Source organism: Hungatella sp. (assembly GCF_046966825.1).
In genome coordinates this window covers 1-20,135 of record NZ_JBKVCZ010000044.1, presented here as the reverse complement: position 1 = coordinate 20,135, position 20,135 = coordinate 1, and the positions used below count along the sequence as shown (strand labels likewise).

15 protein-coding genes are annotated in these 20,135 nt (G+C 50.7%); 4 read left to right on the top strand and 11 right to left on the bottom strand.

What is annotated here, in order from left to right; all coding sequences use genetic code 11:
* Positions 1-13: 13 nt before the first annotated feature.
* The 11 genes from ACLTD4_RS15090 to ACLTD4_RS15040 all read right to left on the bottom strand — a co-directional run bounded on the left by ACLTD4_RS15090 (position 14) and on the right by ACLTD4_RS15040 (position 13,796).
* The gene (locus ACLTD4_RS15090) at positions 14-1,624 is read right to left on the bottom strand and encodes an ABC transporter substrate-binding protein (RefSeq protein ID WP_117634193.1); all 1,611 of its coding nucleotides are present in this window, start codon (positions 1,622-1,624) and stop codon (positions 14-16) included.
* A 375-nt stretch (positions 1,625-1,999) separates the two neighbouring features.
* Positions 2,000-2,761, bottom strand: a complete 762-nt coding sequence (locus ACLTD4_RS15085; RefSeq protein ID WP_117634195.1) for an ABC transporter permease — start codon at positions 2,759-2,761, stop codon at positions 2,000-2,002.
* Positions 2,758-3,675, bottom strand: coding sequence for an ATP-binding cassette domain-containing protein (locus ACLTD4_RS15080; protein WP_117634196.1), 918 nt, complete (start codon positions 3,673-3,675; stop codon positions 2,758-2,760). Before ACLTD4_RS15080 ends, ACLTD4_RS15085 begins: the two co-directional genes overlap by 4 nt.
* A complete protein-coding gene (locus ACLTD4_RS15075; protein ID WP_055659522.1) occupies positions 3,672-3,875 on the bottom strand; it encodes a PLDc N-terminal domain-containing protein in 204 nt (67 codons plus the stop codon). The genes ACLTD4_RS15080 and ACLTD4_RS15075 overlap by 4 nt, the downstream gene beginning before the upstream one ends.
* 157 nt (positions 3,876-4,032) lie before the next feature.
* A complete protein-coding gene (locus tag ACLTD4_RS15070; protein ID WP_117634198.1) occupies positions 4,033-4,575 on the bottom strand; it encodes a hypothetical protein in 543 nt (180 codons plus the stop codon).
* A 111-nt stretch (positions 4,576-4,686) separates the two neighbouring features.
* Complete coding sequence (locus ACLTD4_RS15065) at positions 4,687-5,160, bottom strand: GNAT family N-acetyltransferase (protein ID WP_117634199.1); 474 nt, start codon at positions 5,158-5,160, stop codon at positions 4,687-4,689.
* A gap of 29 nt (positions 5,161-5,189) precedes the next feature.
* Entirely contained in the window at positions 5,190-5,630 is a 441-nt protein-coding gene (locus ACLTD4_RS15060) for a VOC family protein (protein ID WP_117634201.1), read from the bottom strand.
* Positions 5,631-5,836: 206 nt separating this feature from the next.
* Positions 5,837-7,372, bottom strand: a complete 1,536-nt coding sequence (locus tag ACLTD4_RS15055) for an amidase family protein (protein ID WP_117634202.1) — start codon at positions 7,370-7,372, stop codon at positions 5,837-5,839.
* A 72-nt stretch (positions 7,373-7,444) separates the two neighbouring features.
* Positions 7,445-9,166, bottom strand: coding sequence for a methyl-accepting chemotaxis protein (locus ACLTD4_RS15050; RefSeq protein WP_243008329.1), 1,722 nt, complete (start codon positions 9,164-9,166; stop codon positions 7,445-7,447).
* Entirely contained in the window at positions 9,163-12,525 is a 3,363-nt protein-coding gene (locus tag ACLTD4_RS15045) for a response regulator (protein WP_117634204.1), read from the bottom strand. Before ACLTD4_RS15045 ends, ACLTD4_RS15050 begins: the two co-directional genes overlap by 4 nt.
* The gene (locus ACLTD4_RS15040) at positions 12,522-13,796 is read right to left on the bottom strand and encodes an ABC transporter substrate-binding protein (protein ID WP_117634206.1); all 1,275 of its coding nucleotides are present in this window, start codon (positions 13,794-13,796) and stop codon (positions 12,522-12,524) included. Before ACLTD4_RS15040 ends, ACLTD4_RS15045 begins: the two co-directional genes overlap by 4 nt.
* 163 nt (positions 13,797-13,959) lie before the next feature.
* Here ACLTD4_RS15040 and ACLTD4_RS15035 point away from each other — a divergent pair, with 163 nt between their 5' ends.
* The 4 genes from ACLTD4_RS15035 (at position 13,960) to ACLTD4_RS15020 (ending at position 20,078) form a co-directional block, all read left to right on the top strand.
* Positions 13,960-15,372: a GntR family transcriptional regulator gene (locus ACLTD4_RS15035; RefSeq protein WP_117634208.1), complete on the top strand. Its 1,413-nt coding sequence runs from the start codon at positions 13,960-13,962 to the stop codon at positions 15,370-15,372.
* Between the two features lie 28 nt (positions 15,373-15,400).
* Positions 15,401-16,105: a response regulator transcription factor gene (locus ACLTD4_RS15030; protein ID WP_117634241.1), complete on the top strand. Its 705-nt coding sequence runs from the start codon at positions 15,401-15,403 to the stop codon at positions 16,103-16,105.
* Positions 16,106-17,461 carry a sensor histidine kinase gene (locus ACLTD4_RS15025; RefSeq protein WP_117634209.1) on the top strand — a complete coding sequence of 452 codons (1,356 nt, stop codon included), beginning with the start codon at positions 16,106-16,108 and terminating at the stop codon, positions 17,459-17,461.
* Positions 17,462-17,603: 142 nt separating this feature from the next.
* Entirely contained in the window at positions 17,604-20,078 is a 2,475-nt protein-coding gene (locus ACLTD4_RS15020; protein WP_117634211.1) for an ABC transporter permease, read from the top strand.
* Positions 20,079-20,135 lie beyond the last annotated feature (57 nt).

Sequence of the window (20,135 nt, the reverse complement as noted above, 5' to 3'; positions counted from 1 at the left end):
TCCAGAGTGTGTCTCATTTATATGCATCGAAATTACAGGATCCCGGCACTACATACCCCATACCGTTGTAGCAGATATCTGTAATTGTATCCACAGTAATACACTTGTCCGCGGGGCTGTAAACACCGATCGCATAAGCCTTTTCTGCCAGATAATCATGAAACGCATCCAAGTCTGCGGAATCCTGTGTATCAGCGGCCTTCAGCAGAAGCCCGACAAGCTCCGTATCCTGGCTTCCTGTCTGCGGAAGTCCTGTTGAGAAATTGCTCGGATTAAACTTTACCTTCCACGCATTTGTCACAAGAGAACCGCCTACGCCGTCAATGCAGAAATCCCATCCGCTTTCACCGGTTCCCGCTACCTTCTCTTCCTGCCAAAGTGCATTTTCAAATGTCTGAATCTCTACTTTTATACCGATTGCGGACAGCTGGGACTGAATTAGTTCCAGCGATGTTCCATTGGAGGGATCTGCCTCCAGTTTCAGAGTCTCTCCATTATAACTGCTCTGTGCCAGATACTCCTTTGCCTTTTCCGCATTATAGGGATAATACTCTTCTGCAAGCCATTCTTCATTGAAGCCGCCCAGCGTTTCAGATGCGAGATCACTGTTTACTTTGCCTGCTCCGTTTAAAACCACATCGATAATCGCCTGACGGTCGATTCCATAAAGAATCGCTTTTCTCAAATTGATATCCTGACAAAGCGAATCTGCCGTATCATTGAATAAAAGAACGGTGGAAAAGCTTCCGGAATTGGTATCCACCAGGAATCCATCCGCACTCTCGCCTCCAGTGTCAAACCGCGCGGCCTCACGTCCGTCTGCTCCGATTGCCATCTGGATTTCTCCGGATTCTAACGCCATTGTCATCTGGGTCTTCTCAGGAATACAATGGAAGATGATTCTGTCCACATTCGCCTGTGCATCGTATGGAGTCTTGGAAGCATCGGTCTGCCAGTAGTTATTGGTCTTTTCCAGAATGTATTCCGAACCGCTGGTATAGGACACCAGACGATAGGGTGACGTACCTGGACAGGTATCCGGATTCTCCTCATACGCCTCTTTGTTTACGATATGGATATGGGTAAGAAGCTTAACCATCGTATTTTTATTAGGTTCGGTCAGTTTTAACTCCACCGTATAATCATCGGTCGCCTTAATGCTCTCAATGTATGCCGTATCGGTCTGAGTTGCCGCCTTCTTCAGAGTCTCCGCCGAAAATACGATGTCATTCGCATCGATCGCATTCCCTTCCGTGTCATGGACATTATTGAAGATCTCAATTACCGCACTCTGCCCGTCCTCAGAAATCTCAATGGATTTTCCTACTACCGGAATCAGCTCCTGACTGCTGACACTGGCTGTGGTAAACAGGTTCTGATACAGAGAAAATTCGATCGGATATGCAATGACATCCGGCGCATGGTAGGGCGACACATCCGTTACTGTACCGTTTAATCCAATCGTTACCACTTTAAGACCACTTTCATCTTCAGCCCCCGATGACTCTGTTTTAACTGTCTCCGTTTTTTCCCCGCCGGAGTCCCTGGAACCGTTGGCGCCGCATGCCGTCATGCCTAAAACCATCGCCAGCGCAAGTGACATCGCCAATACCTTCTTCTTCATATTTTATTTCCTCTCTTTCTGTTATCCGGGTTTCTATAAAGAATCTCCGAATCCTGATATCTTTATTGTAAAGCATCTTTATCTCGTTTCAAATCAGACTGTTTTAACAAAATGTGCAATTTTATATGATTTTCCTATTGTTATTTGTGTCTTTTTATTATTTGATATCATTTTAAGATAAAAAGAGTGGGATAAGAAACAGTATCGTTCTGTTTCCTATCCCACTCTCCTATCCCTTAATACCACGCCTCCAGCGCCTTTTTCCTCATTCCAGATACTTACTGATCACCCGCGCGCCCCCTCATAATACAACGGCTTCGCCATATGTCCGTTCATTCCGGCGGCCTTGAAGAATATTTCAAAGCCGCCGGACTTTCATAACGTCTTTTTGTTAAACACCATAACAGACAGGAGCAGCAGTACCGCCGACAGAATTACGGTAAGAATTCCAGGAAGTATAAACTGGGAAGCTGCCGCTTCTCCGGTGAGCAGATCTACATTTTTCATGACAAGAAAAGATGGGCTGACGCCTTCCAGAAGCGGCGTCATGCTCAAAAGTCCCATCACGACGGTGAACACCAGCAGAAACAGTATTGCGGTGAAGGCCTGACGGAACATCACACAGCCCAGCATAAGAATACATAAGTACAGCAGCGCGGTGAGCCACACCACAAAGGCTGACAGCAGAAGGTGTTTAAAGCCCTCTCCCGGCCACAGATATGCGGTATATGCCCAGGCGACAGCAAAACTGAGCCAGTAGCTCACCGTCATAATCACCGCAGAGGAAATAAATTTTGAGAGAACTACCGCCCTGCGGGACAGGCCTTTCGTGAACATGATCGTCAGCGTGCCCTTTGCGTATTCCCCGGACAGGCTGCTGCTGAACAGAATGATCATCAGGCTCAGGCCGAGAGAGGACACATTTTTATAGAACTGCATCCATGCGTCCGCCGCGCCTGGTTCCTTCACCGTTATCTCCATATTCACTGCAAATGTTTCAATGAGAAGAGGAGTAAATTTCGCCAGCAGCGGGCTCGATACTCCAAAGAAAAAGAACAGGGCAAGCATCAGAAACATACGGTAGGTGCGGACATTCTCCACCAGTTCTTTTCTCGTAAACGCGGCCATCCCACTCATTTCACCACCTCCAGGAATAAATTTTCAAGTGTCGGCTCCATAAGCTCCATTTTGAGCGGACAAATCTTTGTCTCTGCCAGTGCCGCAATAACGCGATGCTGAATCCGGTTCATATCCGTTCCATGCAGGATCATTTCCCGCTCTTTCATCTCCGTGTGTTCCAGCAGAGGAACAATCTGCTCATTGGCCGCAAATGTACGGATATCATCACAGCCGGAAAACTCCAGCATCAGACTGTCCCGCCCATGCAGCGCCCTGATCTCGGGAAGCGTTCCGCTGACTGCAATGCCGCCCCTGTGCAATACGGCGACACGGTCGCAGATCCGCTCGACATCCGACAGGATATGCGTCGAAAATATCACCGTCGTGGTGCCTTTTATCTTCATCAGAATATCCAGTATCTCCTTCCGTCCTACGGGATCGAGGGCACTTGTCGGCTCGTCACAGATCAGCAGGCGCGGTTGAGACAGCAGCGCCTGCGCGATGCCGAGACGCTGTTTCATGCCGCGGGAGTAACCGCCAATCCGTTTCTTCACGCTCTCCAGTCTCACAAGTTTCAGGAGTTCATGGCTCCTGTTTTTCGTCTCTTCCTTTGGAAGCCCGGAAATCTCGCCGCAGAGCGCAAGATATTCGACGGCGTTCATGTACGTGTAAAATTCCGGGACATCCGGCAGATAGCCGATATGACGGTTGGCCGCTGTCCCTCCATACTTCACCGATTCCCCACAGACGGTAATACTCCCGCTGTCGGCTTTCAAAAGACCCAATACCATTTTCATAGTCGTTGTCTTTCCCGCCCCATTTTGGCCGATAAATCCAAATACTGCCCCTGCCGGCACGGAAAGCTTCAGACGATCGATCACCTTCTGTCCTCCGAAGCTTTTAGACAAATCCTCTATCGTAAGAATATTCATTTTTCCTCCCCTCGTCCCAGAATGAAATACGCGATCGGTCCTATCACCTGAATGAAAAGCACGATCAAAGCCCACATGATTTTATTTCCAAACCGGTAATGCGGATGGCGTAACACATGAATGAGCGCCGTGACTGCGAGAATCACTTCGGCAATGATAAGCGGGATAAAAAGCGGTAAGTTAGCCATGAGTACATCCATAAAATATCCTCCATTGTTTTATATCATCATGATACTATCATCATTTTTATAATATTATCATATTGATAACAATAAGTCAATAGAACGGCTCTTCCAAAAATTTCCGCCTCTCTGCTGTCAGCATGATGCGGTGTTTCCGGAAAGAGCCGTCTCTGATTTACTCATTATATGTCTCGGGTGGTGTCACGATAAGGCCGATGGTTCTCAGCCTTCTGCCCGGAGCCGGCGGGTTATGATGCAGCGGCTCGATGATTCGCGCGAACTCCCGAACCGCAGCTTCCAACTCTTCATTGGTCGCATAGACGGGGGCCATGGTAAAGGCTGGATGGTCCTCCATGATATCGATATCCGGACGTTTGCAGTACTCCTGAAACTGCTTGACGAGTCCCAGCATATAGTTCATAAAGAGCAGCATAAACGCCTCCCCGGAATTGGAGCTTACGATATCCTCTATCCCTTCGCCCAGGGGGATAGCCAGGGCATAGGTCTTCTCCACAGTTCCCCTGATCGGATTCTCTCCCACGATTTTTAAGATCCCTTCGTCTGTCATCCGCTTCAAATAGCGGTACAGCGTTGCCTGCGGAATATCGCTGTATAGCTCCGACAAACGCTTTGCGGTCGTCTGACCGGAAGCGTATATTTCCAGCAGCAGCTTACATTTAATCGGATTGGCGAAGCAATCTATTATTTTCTGATCCATTCTGCATCCTCCTCGCATTGCTTACAAGAATATTATCACTATGATAATAAAAAGTCAATGCTGCTCAGACATCCTTACCGTTAAATTCCCCGTGGTATCCAACTGAAATTTCTACAGTTCACATACCATAAGATACTCCTCCGCATGTTCGGCGACGATCTGAAACCCAAGACGGAGATACAGCCCCGCCGCATAATTGGCCTTCTGTACAGAGAGAGACACACGGCTGAACCCGATCTCTTTTAAATGGGTAAGCATGGCCTTCATCAGCCCGGTTCCTATACCGAGCCCACGGTACGGCCCGTAGAGGGATATTGCGAGTGACGGCATGCTGTCATCGAAATGACCGTAGTCATTCATGATCCGCACCCATACGGCCCCCACAAGTTTTCCGTCTGCCTCCGCCGCCAGCGCCTGATCCGCCGTCTGACTTCCAAAATCCGCAGTGTAGACCTGCAGCTCCGGTGTCTTAAGGATCGGCCTTGCAGGCGGCTTCATGCCTTCTGGCACAAATATCGCCTCGTATAAAAAATCTTCCAGCAATGGATATTCCGATTGTTTCATTTTCCGTATTGTGTACTCCATATTTGACCTCACCTGCCTTCGCCTGTCCATCAGTGGAAATACTTCGTTCTTGCAAAATTTACAATTTCATATTCGATGCCCTCGGAATCCTTAAAGAAAAATGCATAGTAATCGGTACAGTATTCCTCATAACACCGGGGCGGGTAGACGATGACCGCAGAAACCGCCGAAACACGCGCAAACACAGCATCCACCTCCGCTCTGCTGTCCACATGGAAAGCCAGATGATGCAGGGCTCCCGCTCTGCGCCGGCTGACTCTGTCTCCCTCATACTGAGACCTCTGGTTCACAATTCCAAACGAAAACTCCTGATTATGGTACTCGACAATCTGATATTCATGTTCCGGCACCGTGTCATGCTCCTTCAGGGACAGATCAAATCCAAGAATCGGCAGCAGCTGATCATAAAATGCCTCCGCCCGTTTGATATCCGCAACGGTTACATGGATGTGGTCAATTTTCGGCTTCATTTTTCTTTTCCTCTCCACCTGTATTTACTTAAATTCTACACGCTGCCTTCCCCGCTGTCAAATAAGGATTTAATCCTCAACCGGCAGCTTTACAGTCAACTCTGCGTCACGGCCAGAAATCGTCAAAAGGCACTATGAGTCTGATTTGACTCATAATGCCTTTTACCTGCATTCTATTCTTTTTACCCTGGAAAGTATGGCAGCTTCTAAGGAACCCGGCGTCCCTGTGTATGGGCTTCAAAACTGTATCCCATATTTAATAATTTCTCATCTTCACCCGATTCGGCAACAAAGGTTACTCCCTGCGGCACATTACCTTTTCCCGTTCCAAATGGCACCGTTAATTCGGGATAACCCGCGGCGGCCGGAACTGTAGTGCCGGAACTGTTTAAAAATACGATTGCATCCAGCTGGTTTTCCTGGAAAAGGGCAGTCAATACACCATTGGCTTTCTGTATTGCTTTCTCTGCTATACTTTTGTCCGGGTTTTCGACCTGAGCCGCTTCTTCCAAAAGATCCTGTCCATATCTGATTCTCCGCCCCGGCTTTTCACGATTATATTTAAGCAAACGATCCAGCTTTTTTATCGGAAGATCATAATTTTCCGCATATTCTTCGAAATCGTTTTTAAAGGACTGAAAAATATTATTAAAAACAAGGATTCCAGCAGAGTCTAATTCCACATTCTCAACATTCGCTCCCATACTCTGCAGATTTTCTCTTAGCTCAAAGAGCATGTTCTTATCATTATACTCATAGCCCACGACACCAATCTTTTTTCCTCTCAACGCATCTCTTTCAAAATTCAGAGATATTTTCTCGCCTGACATGGCCTGATATGCGATTGCTGCATCCCTGACACTTTTGGCAATCGGCCCGACTGTATCAATTTGTTTGATAAGAGGAAACACGCCTTCGGATAAAGCCTCTTTTCGAGTGGGCTTCAATCCTACAACCGAGTTTGCAGCTGCCGGTGCTATGATGGAGCCATCTGTCTCCGTCCCGACTGATACGGGGACCAGGTTGGCCGTAACCGCCACTGCACTGCCGCCGCTGGAACCGGAAGGTGATAGTTTTAACGGACCAAACGGATTAACCGTCTGCCCTTTGCGTCCGCTGTATCCGGCGGGCATAGTCCTGGATAAATAATTAGCAAATTCAGAAAGATTATTTTTTCCTAAAATAACTGCTCCATTTTCTTTCAGATTCTTTACAACCTCTGCATCTTTTTCCGGATAAAAATCGGCAAAGGCCTCCGCCCCTGCGCTGGTAGCCATACCGGCCGTATTAATATTATCTTTCAGCATCACCGGAATCCCATATAATTCCGAACGAGAACCTTGATCCCGCCTGTACTCCCTATCCCGGTTTCTCGCTTCTTCCATTGCGTCAGGATTAATCGTTATAACGGAATTAAGACCATTTTCCTTCTGATCCATTGTCTTAATTCGATACAGACAGACAGCAGTGATCTCTTCGTAACTGAGATTTCCCTTTTCTACTTCCTGCTGTATCTCGTGTATACTCTTCTCTACGATATAACCGCTCTTTTCTTTCACAACCGATTCCATATCGATCCCCTGAAGCTGGGCATCGATGATCTGAATTACCTCGTCATTCTGGTAGGAAATCCACTCTTCCCCCGGAGGAATGACTTTACTTATAAATACAACACCAAATAGAAAACCTATTACCAGAATAATGGCTATGGATAATACCGCTGTCTTTCCTTTTTTGCTCATCTGCAGCTCCTGTTTTCATGCAATGACTTGATCCATAGCTATCTTCTGCAAAAAGGACATTATTATACAGATCTACACGCGACTTTCCGCCAGATCCGCCAACTTGAAATGACTGACCAGTTCCTTTAGGAGCTGCGCCTGGGAAGCCAGTTCTTCGCTTGCGGCGGCGCACGCTTCCGCCGTGGCGGAATTCGTCTGAACCACTTCGGAGATCAGATTGATATTCTCCGTGACCTGCCGGTTCGCGTCAAACTGTTTTGACGACGCGTCCGTAATATGGAAGAGCAGCTCCGACACGTTATCAATCCCGCTCACCACCTCCGCCAGCGCATTGTCTGTCTCATTCGCGATCTTCCGGCCGTTTTCTACAGCCTGAAGGGAACTCTGAATCAGGGCTGCAGTACTCTTAGAAGCAGCGGATGACTGGTTTGCCAGACTCCGCACCTCATTTGCCACCACGGAAAAGCCTTTGCCGCGGTCTCCTGCACGCGCGGCTTCCACCGCTGCATTCAATGCCAGAATGTTGGTCTGGAAGGAGAAATCCTCAATCGTCTTAACGATCTTCCTGATTTCGTCGGATTTACCGCTGATCTCCGCCATAGCCTTCACCATCTCCTGCATGGAGCGGCTGCTTTCGGTTGCATTTTCTTTGACCATCTGCGCTTTTTCACTGGCCTCCTGTGCGTCCCTGGAATTCCGGTATGCCTGATCTGATATCTCGCTCATCATGCCGGTCAGTTCCTCTACGGAAGCGGCCTGCTCCGTGGTTCCCTGCGCCAGATTCTGTGAACCGGAGGATACCTGTTCCGAACTGGCCGCCACATTGTCTGCCGACTGGCTGATCTGAAGCAGAAGCTCACTTAATCCGCGGTTGATCTTTTTCATGGAGCGCAGCAGCTGCTCAAATTCCCCGATATAATACTCATCTCTTTCGCTGTGCACGCTGAAATTCCCCTCCGCCATCTCATTCAGGATATAGGTTTCATTCTGAATGACATCTGTCAAAGTCTTCACCATGCTGCGGATATCCCCAGCGAGGCTTCCCAGTTCGTCCCTGGAATCATATGCAACGCGGACCGTCGAAAACTCTCCTTTGGCCATGGCGCGTGTCGCCTGCTCCAGTTCTGTGACCGGCTGAGTGATCCCGTGTGTTATGTAAACTCCGAATACAACGCTTACCGCCACGCTGATTCCTCCCAGGATGATCACGGTAAATACAGCCATCGCCTGCTTTTCTCTCAGTCCCGATACCAGATTCTCTCCCTTTTTATTCCCGCTCTCAATCAGACTGTTCAGTTCCACCTGAGCCTCCTGAATCGCGATAATATTATTATGCTCCATATACTCCGCCGCCTCGGCCTTCTTATCCTCCGAAGCAAGCGTAAGAACGTGTTCCCTCATGGGCGCCAGCTTTGCCAGTGCTGCATCCAGCCGGTCGATAATCTGCTGATCGCCCATGAAATGCGTTTTCACAACCGGAAGCTGTTCCTGTATGATTGCAGCAGAATTCCTGGCATCTGTGATCGCTTCTTTTACAATTTCGGAATCCGTATTCGATATTGAACGGTAAACAGACTTCTGCATCCGTTCAAAGTTTGAATTAATAACACTTGCACTGTCATTTACAGTAAACGGTCCGTCATAGAAGGTCTCTATCTGCCCTCCCAGCCTGATAAAATCGACTATACTCACCACACAGCTCATAATAAGCAGGGTCAGTATGATCGTATATGAGATCGTCAACTTCTTTGATACCTTTAAATCCCTCAATGCACTCTTTCTCCTTATCATCATTCCTGACCCTCTCCCGCTCGCAACAGATACTGATCCAGCAGCTTCTCCAGCGCCTTCACATCGATCGGTTTGGAAAAATGATCATTCATGCCTGATCGAAGCGCTTCCTGCCGGTCGTCCTCAAATGCATTGGCCGTCATGGCCACAATAGGAATCCGCGCTGCATCCTTCCGATCCAGATTCCGTATGGCTTTCGTCGCCTCGTATCCATTCATGACCGGCATCTGAACATCCATCAAAATCAGACTGTAGTATCCTTCTTCCGAACGGCTTACCTTCAGAACCGCTTCCTCTCCGTCGCAAGCCTCCTCCACATCAGCCCCCATCTCCTCAATCAGTGTGCGGGCAATCTCCCGGTTCAGCAGATTGTCCTCAGCCAGCAGAACCCGTTTGCCCTGAAAATCGCGGCTGTCCCCCATCTCTTTGTATTCGACAGGATTCTTCTCTTCCTCCAGCTCCCTTAAGAGGTAGCAGATCTTGGAACGGTAGAACGGCTTCGCCAGAAATGCCGTCACGCCCGCCTCCCGGGCCTCGTCCTCGATATCGGACCAGTCGTAGGCGGTCAGAATAATGATCGGCACCTCATTCCCAGCGATCTTCCGAATCCGCCTCGTGATCTCCACCCCGTCAATATCCGGCATCTTCCAGTCGATTATCATCAGCTCGAACGGATCCATGCTGTCCATGGCTTGAGCCGCCAGACTTACCGCCCTCATGCCTTCCGTCGTAAACTCCGCACGCAGTCCGATATCCTCGAGCAGCTCCGTGACATTTTTACAGGTCTGCATATCGTCATCTGTGATCAGGCAGTGGATGCCGAGCCATTCTCCAGGAATCTCCTCCTGAGGAGCGTTCTGCAGCCGCAGCGGCAGGGTCACAGTAAAGGTGGAGCCTTTCCCCAGCTCGCTCTTCACCTGGATATCGCCGCTCATTATATCTACGATATTCTTTGTGATGGCCATGCCGAGACCGGTTCCGGTGGTCTTGCTGTGTGTGGAATCCTGTACCCGTTCAAACGGCAGAAAAAGCTTATCCAGGAATTCCGGGCTCATGCCCAGTCCGGTATCCATGCACTCGAATACGTAATTCCGATACTCCCCGTGGCCGCTGTTTTTCTGGTATACCTTAACCGTGATGCGGCCGCCTTCCATCGTATACTTGACTGCGTTGCTCAAAATATTGAAACAGATCTGACGGATTCGGAGCGGATCACCGATCACCATCTCATCCTTTACCCCCAGCAAACTGATGTCCATGCGAAGGTGATCCGCATCGGCCTGTGGGCGTATCAGCTCCGTAACCTCCGCCACCAGATCCGCAAAGTTAAACGGCTCCTCCCGCAGGGATATCTTTCCGCTCTCAATCTTCGACATATCCAGAATATCATTAATCAGGCTCAGCAAATGCTGGCTTGACAGATTAATCTTTCTTAAACATTCCCGAACCCGTTCCTGATCCTCCATGTGGGAAGCGGCGATCGCCGTCATGCCCACAATGGCGTTCATCGGCGTCCTGATATCGTGGCTCATATTAGACAGAAACTGACTCTTTGCCACACTGGCCGCCTTTGCACTCTCCAGAGCACTCTGAAGTGCCTGCCGGTTCTGTTCCTCCTCATACTTCTGTTCGTCGATCCGGCGTGATAACAGGATGGCGAGCTGATCGCTGGAATACGGATTTTCCACGTAAATGATCTGTGTGGAGGTCCAGTGATACTGACCGTCCGCCAGCATCAGCCTGGCCTCCATGAACACCTCCTGTCTCCGGATTCCCAGAGTCTTCTTAAGGCTCTCCGGCGCCAGACGCTTCCTGAATTCATCCTGAAAGTCCGGATGCACGGAAGCCAGAAATTCCTGATACAGTCTGTTAAAGGATTCCTGCTCTCCCAGGTTGGCCATGAGCCCCGGCAGTACATAGATGAATTTAAGCGTATCACAGGTTAAATTCAGACTGATAATGACCGGGAACACGTTGGAGACCGCGCTGATCAGCATCCGGCGCTCCTGCAGCTTCTCCCGCTCCGCCTCTTCCGCCGCCAGCTTCTCCGATGTAATGTCGTGGAAAGTGGCGATGAGGATCGGGGTTCCGTCTTCATTCAGCGTTTTTTCCACCAGTCCTGCCGACCAGAAGAAGCTCCCGTCTTCCCTCATGACACGGTTCTCAAAGGATTGCTTCTGATCACCCTCGGCCGCCTCCCGGAAGATGTTCACAATCATTGGATAATCCTCCGGATGGATAAATTCCATGAGTTTCTTTCCATTGGGCGAGTTGTTAGAGGCCTCCTCCGGGAAATTAAGCAGCCTGAGCCCCTCCCGGTTCAGCTGAAGCAGCTGGTACGGGGCTTCCACGGTTATCAGAGCGATGCCTTCCGGTATTGCATTGTAGAGATGCACGATGTAGCTGGCCTGTCCCCTCAGCTTCCGGTTTATCTGCTTGACGTACCGCAAATAGACGATCACCAGTATGGCCAGTCCGATCAGGATAACCGCAATCAGAAGAAAGGTGCGGATTAAAATCTGATTCGTCTGCGCCTCAACAACGTTCTGCGGAATAATCGAAATCAGATACCAGTCAGAATTCAGTCCCAATGGGATATAACAGAATACGGTGTCCTCATCCTGATATGTGAAGGTAGCCCATCCCGTCCTTTTATCGATCAGGGACTGTGCAAACTGGTCCAGTCTGGCGGAATCATTCTGAGATTCCGGAAGCATGTCAAACAGGTTCTGCACCGTCTTGTTGCTGCCCGGATGCGGCGGACGGATCAGCACATTTCCGCTGGTGTCCACCACGTAGGAAAAACCGGCATCCTGATAAAACGATACGGTGAAGCTGTCCACAATCTCTCCCACTTCGTACGATTTCAGAAGGTATCCCTCCGTTCCATCCTGCAGGATCACTTTTATATACAGGTTAAATTCATTGACGCCCGTGCCGCTGCAGATGTGAGGATCGATGATCCCCTTTTCCTCAGAAACTGAGGCCAGAAATTCCGCTGCCGCCGTATCACCTGGATCACCGGACGGAAATATGGTACCGTCTTCCAGATACAACACAATCCCGTTGTCCATACGGCTGTAGCTGCTGATCAGCCCGTCCAGCTCTTCCGTCTGGCCGGCGGTATATTTTTTCAGATAATTCGCGAGGGACTCCATAACCCTGTATTCTTCCTGCAGCTGGACCCGCAGCGTATTCACCCCCTGCTGGGTACTCTCCCGAATGGTGCCGATGGACTGCTGCCAGAGCTGTTCCCGCACCGAGCTGACAAAAAGAACACTGATCAACGCAATCACCACGCTGACGAGTAACGCCACCAGCGCAATTTTAATCCTGGCCTTTCCGTCCTGTTGCTTCATCATGGTACAATCCTTTCCTGAGCCTGCTGATCCAGCCAGCTCATGGTAGATTTAAGACTTTCCCCTGCCAGCAGCCTTTGGGAAGCTTCCGCCGTCAGATCCCATATGGGCAGCTTCAGCAAATCATCGGTTCCGATCACCGTCCGCCCCGATTCATAACAGGAGATCAGAGGCTGGATTTCTAAAACGCTGGAGGGGTTCCCTCCCTTTAACGGACTGAAGGAAGACTGCTGGTCGGCAAAACGCTGTATATTCTCAGCTTTCGTAAAATACTCCACAAATTTCATGGCAGCGTCAAGATGTTCGCTGTCGGCATTTATGCTCAGGCGCGTATCGGGGTTGATCACCAGCATACTGCCGTCGTCGAGAATCGGCAGCGGCGCCACCTCAAACTGGAAGTCCGGCTTCATACTGTCCACGCGCCCCGCCGCCCAGGCTCCGGTAAGCATAAAAGGAGACTCACCCAGAATAAATTCCTTCAGATCGTCGGAGGTCTTTTGGGTCTTCAGCGACTTATCCGCGTCCAGATACCCTCTGCTGATAAACGTCTCCACCGTTGAAAATCCGTCTGTCAGATATTCGCTCAGCTTCTCCTCGCCGTTATTAAGACGCTCCAGCACCTCCGTCTGGCGCTTATCCTGGTATACCTGGTAGAATCCCTGGCCGATCGCCAGGGTCTTCAGGGAAATGTCGTTGTTGGCGATAACCGGAGTCATTCCCCTGCTGACAAAATAGTCGCAGACCTCCTCCCATTCCTTCCGTGTTCCTGGAACCTGCTGTTTATGTTCCTTCAGTAAATCCAGATTGCAGTAAAGGCCGAAGACCGACACCGTCGTAGGGACCCAGGTAATCCTGCCGTACCCCATCTGCCTCCTCATCTCGTCCGTAAAATCAGGCAGCGTGGAGAGGCCCGACAAATCCGCCAGCTGTCCCTTCTCTTCCAGCTTCAGCAGGCTGTCGTGATTCACTATAAATATGTCGTCTCCCTTTCCGCTCTCCATGCGTTTCTCAAGGGCATCGAAGTACGCGGTTCCCTTCAGACTCTCATAGGATACACGGATATATGGATTTTCCTTCATGAATTCCGACATAATCTGTTCGATCACGGTTACATTATCCGGCTCATATTTGTTTCCAAAAAAGGTGATTGTCACAATTTCCTGGCTATCCAGGGTATCTTCATTCACCACTCTGTTCTTACCGCCGCTGCAGCCTTGGAGGGCCGATATCGTAAGGGCAAGAAACAGGAGCAGTGCCGGGATTTTTCTTGACATTGCAGTTCTCTCCTGTCTTTTTGTAATACATGGTATTCCCATCTCTGTTCACATACTAATTGGATTTTACCACAACCTGACTTCCAGTGCAATCGATTCTATCTTTTTAAACGGTACTGTACCGTTTCATAAGCGCATGGTATAATAAGGCAGAGGTGAAAACATGAAAGGCAGCAATGAATTATACAGACTCGTATACGACTATTATGCAACCAGAATCTTATTTGGTTTTTATACTTATGGGGACGCGATGCCGTCCACCCACAAAATATGTGTTCAATTCAGACTGGCAGTTCCGACGGTACGGACAGCATTTACTTATCTGGAACGGGACGGATATATACAGGTCGAAGCTTCCAAAGTAGCCCACGTTGTTTACAAGGCCGCTCCCGCCCGGATCCGGAAAAATATTGCAGACTACTTTCTGCCGCGTGAGGACGGATTAAACGACATCAAGGTAGCCGGACAGATTTTAATCGAACCGCTTTTCGCACTGGGGCTTCAGCGCTGGGAAGAGGACCAGTGGAATCAGCTGCGTGAGTGGCTCACCAATCCCTCTCCGGACACGCTGTTTATGCCGATTGAATTCTATATACTGTCACTTTCTGCGCTGGATAATAAGCTCCTGCTAAATCTTTACTGGGAGATGGTCCGCTACCTCTGCTTCCCCTATCTGGCCGAAGATCAGATGGCATGGAAGCTCTCCCTGGAAGAACTGGGAATCCATACAAACGAAGAGCTCATTCACTATCTGAAAGCAGAGTATTTTAAAGTTTATAATAAAACCGTTGATGACCTGTTTTCTTTCCTGAAAACAGTACGGCCCAAATATGCGCCGGCCAAACCGGAGCCGGTCCCGTTCCAGTGGAGCCTCTACCGGCAGCGTCCCCAGATACGCTATTCCCTGGCCGCCAGCATCATCCGTGGAATTGTCTCCGGAGCTTACCCCATCGGAAGCTATCTCCCCTCTCTGCCTCAACTGGCCGCACAGTATGGAACGGCGCTGTCGACGATACGCCGTACGGTCTCGCTCCTCAATGACCTGGGGGTGGCAGCATCCCAGCACGGTAAGGGCATCCTGGTCTGTATGACACCGCAGACCATCGATTTCTCCAGTCCCGATGTGCATGAGATGCTGGATCTCTATCTGGAAAGTCTCCAGATGCTGGTATATACCTCCCGGTCGGTATCCCTGTTTACATTTCAGTCCGTCTCCAGGTCGGCTCTGGATGTTTTAACCGAGCAATTCAGGTCCATCAGGAAGGAAAGCCGAACGGATCTCTATCTCGAAGTCTATCTGGCTTTTATCGTTAAACACTGCTCCTCCGCCATGGTACGCGAGTGTTACGACAAATTAAAACTGCTTCTGGCCTGCGGTTATCCGGTCACCCTGATGAGGCTGAAAAAGGACAGTCTGGGCCAGGAATACAATCCTGCCGTCCTCCAGGCGGTCACTTCTCTGGAGGCCGGTGACACGGAAGGCTTCACCGATCAATGGTGCGAATTCCTAAGCCAGCAGGAGAGCGAGACGAGATCATTTATCATGGAACAAGGGAAGCATTTACCCCAAAATTGAAGCATTCATCAGAAAGCAGGTGGCGGTCATAGACGGTAAGATTTTATTGGCAGACGACGAAACAGATATTGCAGACCTTATGGAAGAAGTCCTGCGCCAGGATGGTTTCCAGGATATCCGAAAGGCGTATAACGGCGCGGACGCGGTGAATATCTGCCGCGAATTCCAGCCGGACGCGGTCATTCTCGATATCGTGCTTCCGGATATAGACGGTCTGGAGGTATGCAGGCAGATTCGGGAGTTCTCCTATTGCTCCATCCTGTTCCTGTCTTCCAAAAATGATGACGTGGATAAAATTCTCGGCCTCGCCTCGGGCGGAGACGACTATATCACCAAACCCTTCAGCCCACGAGAGGTTGTGTTCCGCGTCAAGGCGCAGCTCCGCCGCCAGCGCTATCAGGCATCCCCAGCCCAGGACACTGGCTCCGTCTTAACCGCCGGCCCCCTCTCGCTGGATAAGGAAAGCGGGCGGGTCTATAAGGATGGACGCGAGATCGCCCTGACCGGGCGAGAATTCCTTCTGCTCTCCTATCTCATGGAAAATACGGACAAAATCATAAGCAAAGAGCGTCTCTATGAACAGGTCTGGGGGGAAGCCAGCAGTATCTGTGACAACACGATCATGGTGCACATCCGCCATATCCGGGAAAAAACAGAGACGGACCCGTCGAGGCCGCAGCAGCTCATCACCGTAAAAGGCCTGGGCTATAAGCTCAGGAAAAGGATCAAATAAATGAAGAAATCCGGTTACCGCACCACATTCCACATATATTTTATCTTCCTGCTGACGCTGATCGGCACGATCCTGTCGGCAATTCTTCTCTTTTTTCTGCTGATAACGGTTCAAAAACCGGACGGGTCTTACGTCAGGAGCGACTGGCCGAAATCCTTTACAGAGAATTTCAGCGAACAAATCTTGTTTGCGGACGGTACGCCCCGGGTTGCACAGGCCGGAATCGAACTGCTGCAGGACAACGGCGTGGGCCTCCAGATCTTAGCTCCGGATGGCCGGGAGGCATTCAGCTATGGAAAGCCGGATTCCGTTAGCGGCTTTTATTCCGCCTTTACCGGCACCGTTCAAAACGCCGGGGAAGACTGCGTCTATATACTCTATTTTCCCATGAAAATCTCCACCATCACCATGTATCTCAACGGGGATCGTTTTTCTGGCGGCCGGCCGGTCATTCTGACCCTTTTATGCGTGCTGTTTCTGGTGGTTCTCATCTCCGGCGCTCTCTACGGCTTCTGGACCTCCAGACAGTTAAAGCGGCTGACTGCCTCTATCCGGGATATCTCCCTCCGCCGCTATCTTTCCAATCACAGCCGCGGCGCGTTCGAGGATCTGTACGCCGGCCTGAACGCGTTAGATGCCGAGATCCGGGCCAGCGACCGCCTGAGGGACGAGACGGAGAAGATGCGGGAGGAATGGATTTCCAACATCACTCACGATCTGAAAACGCCCCTCTCCCCGATTAAGGGCTATGCGGAGATCATACAGGATGGGGACGCCGGACAGGAGGAAGCTTACAGGCGGTACGCCGCAGTCATTCTGAAAAACGCTGCCTACATGGAAACGCTCATCGACGACCTGAAGCTGACGTACCAATTGGAGAACGGCCTGCTTCCCGTCAACCGGGAACATCAAAATATAGTCCGCTTCTTAAAAGAGCTGGCAATCGATATTTTAAACACGCCCGAGTACGAAGACCGCGTCATCGGTTTTGACAGCACGGAGGACGCCATTTTCTATTCGTTTGATCCAAAGCTGCTGACGAGGGCCTTTCGCAATCTGATCATCAACGCCTTTGTACACGGAGGAGAAACGGCGGAGGTCACACTCCGGTTATCCCGCATTGACGGCGCGCTGCTGATCCAGGCGGCTGACACTGGAAAGGGCATAGGTCCGGAGGAGGCCGAACACCTCTTTGACCGCTACTACCGCGGCACCGGCACCGGAGAGAAACCGGAAGGGAGCGGTCTGGGCCTGGCAATAGCGAAAAGCATCATCGAACTGCACGGCGGAACCATCTCCGCTTATGGCTCTCCCGGCGCAGGGACCGTGCTTTCAATTGAATTTCCTGTTTCTTAAGGTTAATTAAGGTTGTCTGAAAGTCAGATTAAGGCTGACAGTTTATCATAATTTCTATGATAGCTGTCAGCCTTTTTTTATTATGGAAACCAGACAATCTTAATCACGAGATCAGACAATCCCACGGAAAGCAGGTGCCACAATGAAGATCATACTAAAATATATTCTCACTAATATAAAAGAGCGAAAGCTGCGGACCACAGTCATGTTCCTGTCCATTCTGCTCTCCTCCATGCTCCTGTTCGTATCCTTTTCCATCGGCGCTTCCTATGAAAGTGCACAGCAAAAAATGGCCAGGGGCATGGCGGGCAGCGCAGTTCTCTCTGTAAAAGCGGCCAATGGAGCCATTAAAACAGACGAACTTCCCCCGCTTTCGTCCATCGAGGCAGGCGTGGGCGTGCTGAAGGGCACGGCCCTCTATCATGAGAACGGCTACTACGAGACCGTCGATTTAGTTGCTGCCGATTTAACGGAGCTGAATAAAATCAATCCGCCCCATCTGGCCAGTGGTGAGAAAATCACTGATTTCACCGGCAGCCTGGTGATCCTGCCGGACCGTTTTACTTTGAAATACGGGATAGATAAAGGCGATACCATTCCTTTACAGATCAATGGCGTAACGGTTCCGCTTCAGGTCGCAGCAATTGCAAACTATGACACAGTCTTCCTCCGCCATACGAGGGGAGCGACCGCCCTTCTGCCTCTTTCCACCCTGGCCGGACTCCTGGATCAGACGGACGGATACAGCGAAATCCTGATAAAGCCCGCCGCCGGAGCTGACACCGCGGTTCTGAAAAACGAACTCGCCGCTGCTCTGCCCGCCCCCGCTTACATTGTATCCGAGGTGGTCAATGAGGCGCAGATCACGGCCGACGCAAGGCAGAAATCCATGCCTTTTTTCCTCATCAGCTTTTTCTCCATGACCATGAGCGTGTTCATTATTTACAGCAGCTACAAAGTAATTACCCTGGACCGCCTTCCGGTGATCGGAACCTTTCGCAGCATCGGTGCAGAGAAAAAGACCGTAACCCGCATCTTCCTTCTGGAGAGTCTCCTGTATGGAAGCGCAGGCGGCCTTCTGGGAATCCCGTCAGGCGTTGTGGTGCTGAAGCTGATTCTTCACGGCATGGGGCAGTCTCTGTCCCAGGGCATCGAAATCCCGGCAGTGATCTCCCCGCTCAGTGCGGTGATCTCATTTACCATGGCAGTATCCGTGGCATTTCTCTCCGCCTGGCTTCCGATCCGCCGTGCGGGACGCCTGCCGGTGAAGGACATCGTACTCGGCACCGCAGAAGAACCGCACACTTCCATCAGATTCCTTACGAGCGTCTGTGTAATCGTGTTTCTGATCTCCATGCTGCTGCCCCGCCTGGTATCCGGGCCCATGCTGTACCTGGCCGGCGGCCTCTCTCTGCTGGGAATGACTGCATCGGCCGTGCTTCTCGTTCCCATGCTCACCAACCTCTGTTCCACGGCACTCACACCGCTTTACCGCTCCCTCCTGGGAAATGAGGGCTGGCTGGCCGCCCGGAACATGAAAGGCAATAAAAATACAGCGCAGAATATCACGCTGCTCTTCATCAGTATCTCCGCCGTGATCGCTATCACAGTTGTCGGTGATTTTGTCACAACGTATGTCAGTGACGTCTTTCATGGGGCGGAGCTTGACGGTTTTGCGGATGGACATATGGAACCGGAATTTGTCGATAGGGTGAAGGAAATGGATGGGATAGAGCAGGTTCTGCCGCTTTACGTCTATAAGAATCAGATAACAGCGGACGGCCTCCCCCTCAGCCGGCTGGAGGCAACCGACCGCCTCGACTGGTACGGTCCCATGCTGGCGCTCCATTATACGGAAAAGGACATGGAAGCTTCCGCCGTTTCGGCCTTCGCCTCCGGGCGGGCTGTCATCCTGAGTACAGACTGCATGAAGCGTACCGGCGCCTCCATCGGCGACCTCCTGTCCCTCTCCGACGGCTCCGCTATGCAGGACTATCTGCTCGTCGGCAGCTTCAAATCGAGGGCCACCGATGTCGAGGCTGTCATTCCCGCCGCATATGCGGTTTCCGATTTTGGAGCCGTCTCCTACGACTTTCTCGCCTATACTGCGGTCGATCCGGAGGCCATCATGGTACAGCTTCGCAGCCTGTTCGGCGGAACCTCCAACTGGAGCCGGACGGTAGAAGAATTCAACACGGACGCCCTTGCCACGGTTGGAACCTTTTTGAAGCCCATGCGTACCATGACCTGGTTTATTCTGCTGCTGGCCGCGGTGGGCGTCGTCAACAACCTTTTGATCAGCCATATTCAGAAGCGCCGTACCACCGCCATGTATAAGTCCGTGGGGCTCTCCAACCGCCAGATGGCGTCGATCACAGTGATCGAAGGCTTTTCATCCGGCCTGATCAGCGCGGTCCTTGCCGTGTTTCTCTCTTATATGGAAATCCAGACAATCTTCCTTGTGGCCGGTCCCAAAATACAGATCGTGCCGGAGCTGGATGCTTTTACGTTTCTGACTTCCGGTATCCTGGGAATTGCGGTCACTCTGCTGGGCTCTGTCGTCCCCATCATCAAGTGCCGGAAAATGAAGCTAGTGGAAGAAATCAAATTTGAATAGTTTACAGAACTGGAGGATAAGAAATGAAACCTATTATAGAAACAGCAGCCGTAGAAG

Coding starts and splice junctions, on each gene's coding strand:
- ACLTD4_RS15090 (WP_117634193.1), bottom strand. CDS start 1,624: ATGAAGAAGAAGGTATTGGCGATGTCACTTGCGCTGGCGATGGTTTTA.
- ACLTD4_RS15085 (WP_117634195.1), bottom strand. CDS start 2,761: ATGAGTGGGATGGCCGCGTTTACGAGAAAAGAACTGGTGGAGAATGTC.
- ACLTD4_RS15080 (WP_117634196.1), bottom strand. CDS start 3,675: ATGAATATTCTTACGATAGAGGATTTGTCTAAAAGCTTCGGAGGACAG.
- ACLTD4_RS15075 (WP_055659522.1), bottom strand. CDS start 3,875: ATGGATGTACTCATGGCTAACTTACCGCTTTTTATCCCGCTTATCATT.
- ACLTD4_RS15070 (WP_117634198.1), bottom strand. CDS start 4,575: ATGGATCAGAAAATAATAGATTGCTTCGCCAATCCGATTAAATGTAAG.
- ACLTD4_RS15065 (WP_117634199.1), bottom strand. CDS start 5,160: ATGGAGTACACAATACGGAAAATGAAACAATCGGAATATCCATTGCTG.
- ACLTD4_RS15060 (WP_117634201.1), bottom strand. CDS start 5,630: ATGAAGCCGAAAATTGACCACATCCATGTAACCGTTGCGGATATCAAA.
- ACLTD4_RS15055 (WP_117634202.1), bottom strand. CDS start 7,372: ATGAGCAAAAAAGGAAAGACAGCGGTATTATCCATAGCCATTATTCTG.
- ACLTD4_RS15050 (WP_243008329.1), bottom strand. CDS start 9,166: ATGATGATAAGGAGAAAGAGTGCATTGAGGGATTTAAAGGTATCAAAG.
- ACLTD4_RS15045 (WP_117634204.1), bottom strand. CDS start 12,525: ATGATGAAGCAACAGGACGGAAAGGCCAGGATTAAAATTGCGCTGGTG.
- ACLTD4_RS15040 (WP_117634206.1), bottom strand. CDS start 13,796: ATGTCAAGAAAAATCCCGGCACTGCTCCTGTTTCTTGCCCTTACGATA.
- ACLTD4_RS15035 (WP_117634208.1), top strand. CDS start 13,960: ATGAAAGGCAGCAATGAATTATACAGACTCGTATACGACTATTATGCA.
- ACLTD4_RS15025 (WP_117634209.1), top strand. CDS start 16,106: ATGAAGAAATCCGGTTACCGCACCACATTCCACATATATTTTATCTTC.
- ACLTD4_RS15020 (WP_117634211.1), top strand. CDS start 17,604: ATGAAGATCATACTAAAATATATTCTCACTAATATAAAAGAGCGAAAG.